General features: G+C 67.3%; 6 protein-coding genes and 1 pseudogene. All 7 read left to right on the top strand.

Annotated elements, in window-relative coordinates; translation table 11 throughout:
• On the top strand, positions 1-878 hold an 878-nt coding region (locus ACF1AG_RS32845; protein WP_391810905.1), incomplete at its 5' end, for a DddA-like double-stranded DNA deaminase toxin.
• Complete coding sequence (locus ACF1AG_RS32840) at positions 875-1,309, top strand: Imm1 family immunity protein (RefSeq protein WP_391810904.1); 435 nt, start codon at positions 875-877, stop codon at positions 1,307-1,309. The genes ACF1AG_RS32845 and ACF1AG_RS32840, both read left to right, overlap by 4 nt.
• A 222-nt stretch (positions 1,310-1,531) precedes the next feature.
• Positions 1,532-1,772, top strand: a pseudogene (locus ACF1AG_RS32835) (transposase); the annotation flags it as partial.
• Positions 1,773-1,966: 194 nt separating this feature from the next.
• Positions 1,967-2,362, top strand: coding sequence for a hypothetical protein (locus tag ACF1AG_RS32830; protein WP_391810903.1), 396 nt, complete (start codon positions 1,967-1,969; stop codon positions 2,360-2,362).
• A 1,249-nt stretch (positions 2,363-3,611) separates the two neighbouring features.
• On the top strand, positions 3,612-4,457 hold the full coding sequence (locus ACF1AG_RS32825) for a TnsA-like heteromeric transposase endonuclease subunit (RefSeq protein ID WP_391810902.1): 846 nt from the start codon (positions 3,612-3,614) through the stop codon (positions 4,455-4,457).
• Positions 4,450-7,749 carry an AAA family ATPase gene (locus ACF1AG_RS32820; protein ID WP_391810901.1) on the top strand — a complete coding sequence of 1,100 codons (3,300 nt, stop codon included), beginning with the start codon at positions 4,450-4,452 and terminating at the stop codon, positions 7,747-7,749. The genes ACF1AG_RS32825 and ACF1AG_RS32820 overlap by 8 nt, the downstream gene beginning before the upstream one ends.
• Positions 7,746-9,596 (top strand): TniQ family protein, encoded by a 1,851-nt coding sequence (locus tag ACF1AG_RS32815; protein WP_391810900.1) that lies wholly within the window; start codon positions 7,746-7,748, stop codon positions 9,594-9,596. The genes ACF1AG_RS32820 and ACF1AG_RS32815 overlap by 4 nt, the downstream gene beginning before the upstream one ends.
• Positions 9,597-9,598 lie beyond the last annotated feature (2 nt).

Raw genomic sequence — 9,598 nt, 5'->3', positions numbered from 1 at the left:
AACTCGACAAACACCAAACCCTCAACGGATACAGCTACGCCGCCCAGAACCCCCTCACCCACTCCGACCCCACCGGAATGGGCCTGGCATGCGGAAACGGACCCACAGCAGACGGCTGTCCGAAACGCCCCGACGGCAGCACAGGAAACGGTCACCCGAACGAAGCAGTTGACTATTCCAAGCCGATTACCCCGCACCCTTGCAACAGCAACTGCGGCACTTCCAATGCAAGCAATGTAACCCCAGCCCCGAGTCCCGGCCCCCCTCCGGTCGACGGCCCTTACGACAAGCACATAAACGACCCGGTCATGAAGGTACTGAAGTGGCTATTTGCCCCTTCAGACCCATACCACCTTATGTGTACCGATGACGGGTCGTACTGCGGATACGTCGAGGTCAAGCAGAACATTGTTCCATGGACTCCGGGCCCAGTTTGGGCGCGATCCATGGGCCTCGGAAAGGGCTCTGCCAAATTCAAAGAATGGGCAGCAAATCTGCTTCCGAAGTTCCAAAAGAACACAGAGGGAGTAGCAGCCACGGCCTCTGGGCGCGTATACCGCCTAAAGAGTGGACAGAAGAAGGAAGACGCGGCACTGATAGATATAGTCAACAATCGTCTCCGGCAGGCCGGCTACTTGAAGGGTACGTCAACGTCTGCACGCGCAAGCGACGTTGAACCGAAGGCAGCCGCCGTCATGATTCGGGATGGCTTGGATGAGGCGACACTGATCATCAACAATCCAGCCGGACCGTGCAAACAGCCACTTGGATGCCATGCAACGCTTGACGCGATTCTGGGGGAAAAGAAGAAGCTGACCGTTCACTGGCCCAACGGAAGAGGTGGCTATAATGAGCACACCTACGGAGGTGCAGGATGACATACGGCAAGGTGCAGGCCTACTACCGAAACGAGCATGGAGATAACCCGGTCCTAATTCAAACTCCGGGTGATGTGGACGCTTTGATCGACGCCCTTCTTGGTAGTCAACCATCAGAGAATCTGGCCGCCCTGCACAGCCTTGAACGACCACTCATGCCAGCAGGCGTCCCAGACCACGAATTGCTGGTTGGGGTCGATGGGAAAGATCAGGTCGGCGTGTTGGCCTTCATGGATGACGGGAATTTCGTTTCGTTCAACCCCTCGAGTAAGCGCGGGGAGGCTTCCTACTCGATCATGGGAAGTTTGACCGAATTCCCAAGCGAGTCGGAAATCCCCATCGCTGCTGTGCGGCAGGCAGTGAAACAGTTCCTGTCCTCTGGCGGGCAGCGCCCAGACTGCATCGAATGGCAAAAACCAGAACTCTGGTGATCGTGTCGGACTTGAGCATGAGGCGCTAGTCCCAATTGGAGAGGTCCGCCAGTTCGCTGGCGGACCTCTCTGTACTACTGACCTTGAATGCGTGATGTCGTCATGGTGGCTGGCGTCGGAGGCCGGTGCCGATGAGACAGCTGTCGAGGACATCGTAACGGTACTGGAGCTGGGATAGCCCGCTTCGAACGGCAGGGACTGCTGCACGGATAGGTGACACCTGACCTGCGCCGTCCCTGGGAACGACCCGCCTCTCCCCGTCGCCCACCCCCGCCCGCGTCCGCCGTGGGTTTCGCAACGTCCACGCGACGGCGGCCCGTCCGTCGGCCGCACCGAACCGTCCAAACCGGACCCGGGACGGTCTCCCGGCTCGAAGAACAGGCACCGGGCCACACGGCACGACGTCGGTAAGATGGCCAAACGCGCTGAGTCGATCAAGGAACACCAAGCCCGCCGAGGATAAACGCCAAGCTAAGGCCGCGGCTGTCGCACCAGCTCCCGCGGCTTCCTGGTGTCGGACCGGTGCGCGATTTGAGCGCGTTCAAATATAGTCGGGGTCCGGCCAACGAGGCCGGATGGCGGCTGCCCGGGGGTATGCGGGGAGGGGTTGGAGTGGGCCGACAGTTGTGGCGCTCAATCGCTTACATAGGGGCAGTAGTGGCGCTGACGGTGTCATGCGGCTGGGCTGCGGCGATCCATGCTGCAGAGATTTCAGCGGACCAGGTTGAGGGACGATGGACCAGCGAGGCGGGCACATCCCTGACCTTCCACGAGGATCACACCTTCACCACTGAGCGCTTCGACGAGTTGCCCGTCGCACATGACTGCGAGAACCCCTCGGCCCTGTCGTCCGGCCGCTGGGCTTTCTATGCACCCGCTGAAACCGACCAGATCAACACCGCTGACGAGACCGCAACACGCGGCACCGTGCTGTCGCTGATCTTCTCCACCGAAGACTGCGAGGTGGTGATGTGTCCGACCGGGGACCCGGATGCCGGCTGCCCTGGTGACGGCTATCTCCACCGAGACCAGGCCACGGCTTCCGGCTCCTGAGACGGCCGGAACTCGGCCAGTCGGCTCAGGCGAGTAATACCCGTTTCCGCAACAGCTTGAAGCCCGCGCGGCCGAACATCTGTCGCTTGAACATCTTGATCCGGTTGACGTGTCCTTCGACAACGCCTGAGTTCCAGGGCAGGTCAGACCCGCGATGACGGCGTCCCGGTCCCGGTCGATTCCGGAGGCAAGCGTGTGGAGGCCGGGCAGGTCGTCCTGTCTGACGGCGTCGAGCCAGCCTGGCAGACGCTCGCCTTGGCGCTCCACGAGCATCGTCGCGAAGTCCCGAACGTGCCGGGTGAGTGCGTCGGGGCAGTGCGTCCGGGCAGTCTTGAGCTGGGGTTCCTCGGACTCGGTGAGGCTTTCTGGACGGCGGAGGATCCATCCGGCGACAGCCCGGGGAGAGGGCGGCCGTGAGGTCACCGGCCGCGGTGAGGTGCGCTTGTCGTGCAGGTAGGCACGAACGCACTGGTAGCTGCCCTTGTAGCCGAGCGGCACGATCTGCTTCCACGCATTAGTGCAGCCCTCGTTCCACCGGTCGTCCAGGTGCGGCTTGTAGCCATCGAGAATGAAGGGCCGGTTCTGCCACTGACCGGTTAACAGCTCCTCCGGCGTCTCAACGTCGGCCAACTGCTTGACCGTGCGATAGGTCATCCCCAGCTGCCGCTGGACCGAGCGCCGACTGTGTCCTGCCTTCAGCAGGGCGTGAACGGCGGCGTGCCGCGCCCGGGTTCGGTCGGCGAACCGGTCTCCTCGCGGCCAAGGCGAAGCGGACGGGGCGCGGCGGGGACGGCTTCGGATTCGGCCTCCCGAACTCACAGACAAATGCTGCTGCTGGAAGTGAACGAAGCCACGGGGTCCGCCGTTATCCCGGGTGGTATCAGCACGTCACACTGCGATGCTCGCCCACGCCGTCCTGACTGCACTCGCCGCCCAGGCCGGCGAGGCCGCAAAGGGGGATGCAGAAACGGATCAGCCCTCGTCCCGCTCACCGTGGCAGAGATCCGGCGGCTCCTGGGCGCTCTCCTGCCCCGCCCACGAGCCGACCGCGCCCCCATCACCCACGCACTGAAGTGGTCGGCCTGGAGAACACGCCGCCAGGCCGTCGCCGCCACTGCCACCACCGAAAACGCAGTGTGACTGAGCATTTGATTTGGCGAGTTGAGCAGGGTACCGGTACCGCCCGGTTGTTGATGTTGTTTTGGGCCTTTCCCCGTGTACGGCGCCTGCTCTGCGGTGTGCTCTCGCCATGGGTGACGTACAGGTCGTCGAAGCTCCGGCCGGTCCGGTGTGGTCCCACGCCTGCGGCCTGGAGGACCTTGCGCTGCCGTACGCGCTGCCCGAGCGGGCCACCGAGTGCCTGGATCTGGGGCCGGGATGGCCACGCACGTGGACGGTGACGTGGAAGGTCGGGAAGTCCGATGTCATCGTCCCGGTGAAGGACCTGTCGGCGGGGCCGGCGATGGCGTCGGTCCCGGTACGCCGGTTCTCCTGGCGGACCGGTCAGCGTCACCGGCCGGGGCTGGAGTGTCTGGTGACGACCGGCCGGCAGCACGGTTTCGAGAGCCTGGCCGAACGCTGGCTGCTGCTGGTCCTGGACTTCGTCGGCGGGTTCGACGAGGTACTGGCCCAGCCGTTCCGTCTGCGGTTCTCCTCCTCGGAGGGCAAGGGCTCGCACATTCCGGACTTCCTCGTGCTCGCGGCGGGGGCCTCGTGGCTGGTGGACGTGCGTCCTGGGGGCCTGATCGGGGAGGAAGACGAGGTGCGGTTCGCAGCGGCCGCGCAGGTGGCCGCCGCTGCGGGCTGGCGCTACATGGTGCTGACGGGCTGGCGTCGGCAGGTGCTGGCGGGAATCTACGCGTTGTCGGTGCGGCGCCGCCCGATGGCCGACCCTCTGGGGCTTGAGTGTCAGCTGCTGGCCGCGGTTGCCCGACGTCCGTGGCGGTTCGCGGAACTGGTGGATCAGACGCAGGTTCCGACGGTGGCCCGCACGCACGCGGTGCATCTCCTCTGGCACCGGCGGATGGCCGTCGATCTGGCTCTGCCGTTCGGGGACGAGATCTGGGTCTATCCGGTGGGAGGCCGTGATGGATGACAAGCAGCAGCTCGCGCGGTTCGAGGACCTGAAGGACGATGACCAGAAGCGGCTCCGGCTGAGGGTGGCCCACTTCCTGGAGGCCGAGAGCGGCTTCCGCAGCGGCAGCCGGCACTGGGCCCAGGAGGGTGAGCCCCGGCCCGAGTACGACCCGGAGCGGACCACGCTGACCGAGCGGCGGCTCGCCAAGGTGGCCGAGCTGAGGGCCCTGCACCCGGACAACGCCCACCAGTTGGGCCTGGGGCAGGTCAGCGAGCGCACGCTGCAACGGTGGTCTGCTGCCTGGCCCGAGCAGGGGATCATGGGGCTTGCGGACGGCCGTCTCACCCCGGTGCTGCGGGGGCACCGCAAGATCACGTTGCAGGTGGCGGAGGCGATTCACGCGGTCCATGCCGAGTGCCTGCACCGTTCCCGCGTCGGCATGAAGACCAAGGAACGGATGATCCACCAGTTCGTGCTTGAGAAGTTCGGCACGGAGGCGGAGAAGAAGATCCCGCACTACACGACGCTGCTGAAGGTCTGGAAGGAGTGGTTCGGGCCCGAGAGCGGACGTCAGCGCTACCTCCGTTCGGCGGCCGCAGTGGACACTGGCGGCTCTACCGTGACGATCACCCGTCCCGGCCAGGTGGTGGTGCTGGACACCACGCCGTTCCCGGTGAAGCTGCGCGACGACGTGTTCGGCGAGCCGATCACCGTCGATCTCACCTTGGGCATGGACGCGTTCACGCACTCGCTGGCCGCGTTCCGGCTCACCCCGGGATCGGACTCCTCCATCGAGGTGGCCATGCTGCTGCGGGACGTGATGCTGCCGCTGCCGATGCGCCCGGACTGGACGCCGGACATGGAATGGCACTACCCCGGCGTCCCGGCCGCGCTGGTCACCGAGTTCGCGGGCCATCCGGTCGCCGGGCGGCCGTTCTTCGCGCCCGAGACGGTGACCAGTGACCACGGCAGCGTCTACAAGAACCACCATCTGGTGCAGGTCGCCCGCACCTTGGGGGTGGTGGTGCTGCCGGCGAGGGCGATGCGCCCGCAGGACAAGGCTGCCTGCGAACGCGCGTTCTTGGGAATCCAGTCGCTGCTGCTGGAGTTGCTGCTGGGCTACCGCGGGCAGGATGTCGCCGACCGGGGTGCCGACCCGGAGGGCGATGCAGTCTGGACCCTGGACGAGATGGAGCATCTGCTGGCCACCTGGATCGTGAAGATCTGGCAAAACCGCAGGCTGGACCAGTACGCGCCGGCCTGGGACCCCGGCGGGCGGCACAGCCCGAACACGCTGTTCGCCACGGCAGCGGCCCGCGACGGGATCGCTCTGCAGATCCCGGCCCCGAGCCTCTACCACCACCTTCTGCCCGCGCACTTCGTCAAGATCCACGGCCGTCGCGGGGTCAAGATCGGCGGACTTTGGTACGGCGGCGACGACCCTGTCCTGGGTGAACTCAGCTTGTTTCCCTCCCCTCGCAGCGGCAGGCACCGGGACAAATGGGTCGTGCACCGCGACCCCCGCGACTGCCGACAGGTGTTCATCGAGGTCGCCGACCAGTGGCACACCCTCCCCTGGAACGGACTGCCCACCGGCGAGGACGTCCTCGCGTTCTCCGACGCGCGAGTCCAGCAGGTCCTGCGCGAGGCCGCCCGGGCCGGGCTGACGCCCCGCGACGACACCGAACTCCTGCCCGTCCTGCTCGACTTGATCGGCGCCCGGTCCCCGGTCGGCTCCTGGCCAAGCCAGATGACCAAGGCCGAGCGGGCCGAACGGGCCCGCGAGGTCGCCCGCGCCCGCGCCGCCGAACGCGACCGGACGGCCCCCGCCAGCCTGACCTCGCTGTCCGTCGCGCCGCGGCCGGCCGAACTTCGTCCGCCAGAACCAGCAGGCCGTCGATGCGGAACGGCGTCGCCGGCGCGAAGCCGCGGGCAGCGTCCCGCTCGTCTCGCCACCCCGCCTCGGCGACGGCCTGCGCGAGCACTCGCTGTTCACGCTGCCCGACGCCGACGACGACGCCGGTTCTGTTGCCGGGCCGGTTCGGGAAGGAACGCAGTGACAGGCGAGAAGGAGACGCTGCCGTTCGTCCTGACCGGCCCCGCGCCGGCCCGCGACACCGCGGCCGGCTGGCAGCACTGGTGCCGCACCCGCAAGCTGTTCATCCCGGCGCCGGTGATGGACCGCGCGGCCTTCGCGTTGCTGAGCAGGCGCAAGAAGATGCTGCACAACCTGCACCGCACGGCCACCCACGCGAACCTGCAGTTGCTGGACACGCCGATGAGCCGGACGGTCGAGAAACTCCTCAGCGGCCGCATCGAGACCAACGCCTTGAAGATCAAGCCCACCACCCGGGCCGGGGTGATGGTCTCCGGCGGCGGCTACCAGGGCAAGACCGAATGTGTCTGCGAGATCGCCGCCGCCTTCCAGGAACGGTGGCTCGCTCTCAACGACTACCTCAACCCCGACGCCCGCCCCGGCGCCCGCGACCTGCACATCCCCGTCGCCTACGTCCAGACCCCGGTGACCGCGAAACCGAAGAGCACCTGCAAAGCGATCCTGAACTTCTTCGACGCACCGCTCGGTCCCCGCATGGACCTGCCCGAACTGATCCGCCAAGTCGCCGTGTCCCTGCAGGACCACGGCACCAAGGTCCTGATCCTGGACGACATCACGAGGCTTCGCATGCACCGGGCCGACGACCAGGACACCCTCGACCTGATCCGCGCCTTCATGAGCATGAACGTCACCCTGGTCCTGGTCGGCGTCGACATCCCCGGCTCCGGACTGCTGCGTGAAGGACGCCACGACCAGGCCACCGGCCAGTGGCAGCTCCCACCCTCCCGGCTCGCCAAGGCCCACGGGCTGGAGGCCACACAGACCGAACGGCGCTTCGATCTGATCGAGCTGGACCGCTTCCACTACAGCACCGCACCGCAGATCACCGCCTGGGTCCAGCACCTGCACGGCGTCCAGAGCGGCCTCCGGCTCCTGGATGCCGGCCCCGGCATGCTCACCGCGGGCACTATGCCCGAGTACCTCTACCACCGCACCAACGGTGTCGTCGGCCTCCTGGAACGGCTGATCGAAGACGGCTGCCGCGAGGCCATCGACTCCGGCCGGGAACGCCTGGACGAAGAACTCCTCGAGGGCATCGCCATCGACCTGCGCGACAGCGACCGGCGCGACGCCGGCGCCGGTGAAGTTCCTGACGTCCCCGAAAAGCCCGCCCCGCGCAAGCCCCGACGCGGCCGCAACACCGTCTTCGACGACCGCGGCCCCCTCGGCACGGCCCAGGAGGGCGCCCGGTGATCACACCGCTGCCCAGGAGCCTGGACCCGCTGCCCGGCGAACTGCTGGCCGGCTTCGTGATGCGGCTCGCCCACCGCCTCGACGTCGCCCCGGACATCCTCCTGCGCCGCACCGGCCTGGCCGACTACCAGCCCAACAGCCAGGCCATCACCCGCACCACCCTCTCCCTGGAACTGCCCGCCCCGCGGATGAACAACTTCCAGACCGCCACCCGGCTCACCGCAGCCGAAGCCACGGCTCTGACCCTGCTGCCGCTCGCACCCCGCTACCCACCCATCGCCCACAGCCTCGACGTCGTCCGCGCCGGCAAGCGCATCCCCGCGCTGGACTGGCTCTTCCCCTCAGCAGCCCGCTACTGCCCCGACTGCCTCGCCGGCGACGGGACCCCGCTGCAGACGGACCACGGCGGCCCCTGGAAGACCGACTGGAGACTGCCCGTCGTCTTCGCCTGCCCGCACCACCAGCGCTTCCTCGAACACCTCTGTCCCGAATGCCAGCGACCGCTCACCGACCGCTTCGGACAGCTGATTGCCCGGCCGACCATCGCCGGACTCCACCCGGCCCAGTGCCGAGCACCTCTCGCCCATGGGTCCCGCCGCACACAACGGACGGCCCACCTTTGCGGCGCCCGTCTGGACCAGCAGCTGCCCGGACCAGCAGAACCCCTGCTTGAGGAACTCACCGCACTACAGAAGAAGATCACCACCATGCTGGGCCCAGACACCCCCGCGGCGACGGCCAGCGAGTACTTCACCGACCTCCAGATGGTCAGCGGACTCGTCATGATCACTTGGCCGAGGGCCCGCCCCGCCCCGGGCGTCGACACCCGCCGCACCGATCAGGTGCTGGCCGCCCGGCGAGACCCCTCGCACTCCATCCACGTCAGCACGCCGCCCCAGGATGCCCGGGCCTGCGCGGGCATCCTCCTCGCCGCTGACGCCATCCTGTCGACCGCCGACCTACGAACCGCGCTGGCTCCGCTCGCACCAGTCGAAAACCGCACCCGCAGCGGCATCGCCCCCAAGCGTCACCGCAGCTGGGACACCGCGTTCCGCCGCTACCAGGACGACTGTTCCCAGAGATTCCAGGACGCCGCCGAATACCTGGTCTCCACCCACCGCAGAAGCGGCAGGGGCGGAAGCCGACTGCCCCAACGCGGCCTCGACTACGGCCCACAGCACGTTCCGGCGTTCCTCCCCCTGGAGTGGGCCGAACGCCACCTCGGCGCCTTCACCGCAGCCTTCAGCACGCCGGTCCTGCGGCGCACAACCTCCGCCTTCCTCGTCCGGCGCGCCCTCGGAAAGACCATCGTCGACGCCGCCGAATTCCTCGGACTCGGCATCGACGGAAAGGGCCTGGGCGGGCCCATCACCAGATGGGCCCGCCGACAGGGCACCCCGGAGGCATACGAACAAGCCCTGGACGCGATCGCCGCAGACCTCGCCTCCTCACCGCTGACCGACTACCGGCACCGCCGCACCCTTCTCGCCGACTGGGCACTGCCACCAAACGCATGGCTCCAGATCGCCGACCAGCTGAAACGCCAGCCCAGCCCCCGCTACGTCTCCGACGACCGCGCACGCCTCGCCGCCACGGCCTACATCTGGACCCAAGTCACCCACGGCGAGACCCAATTCGCCCCACAACCGGCCGAAGCCCGCAACGATCCCGAACTCGATGCGGCATGGAGCCAAGACCGGTTCACCATCGGACACTGGATCCGGCAGAACAAAGTGCCCTTCTACCAGCAGATGAAGCCGCTTCTCGACTCCTACGCCGCCCAACTCACCCGAGCCGTCGACGCAGCCCGCTCAACTCGCCAACTCGGACGCTCACTCGCCAACTGAAG

Source organism: Streptomyces sp. NPDC014764 (assembly GCF_043082785.1).
GTDB lineage: Bacteria > Actinomycetota > Actinomycetes > Streptomycetales > Streptomycetaceae > Streptomyces > Streptomyces althioticus.
Note: the sequence above shows the minus strand (reverse complement) of the source record. Positions and strands in the feature narration are given on the sequence as shown.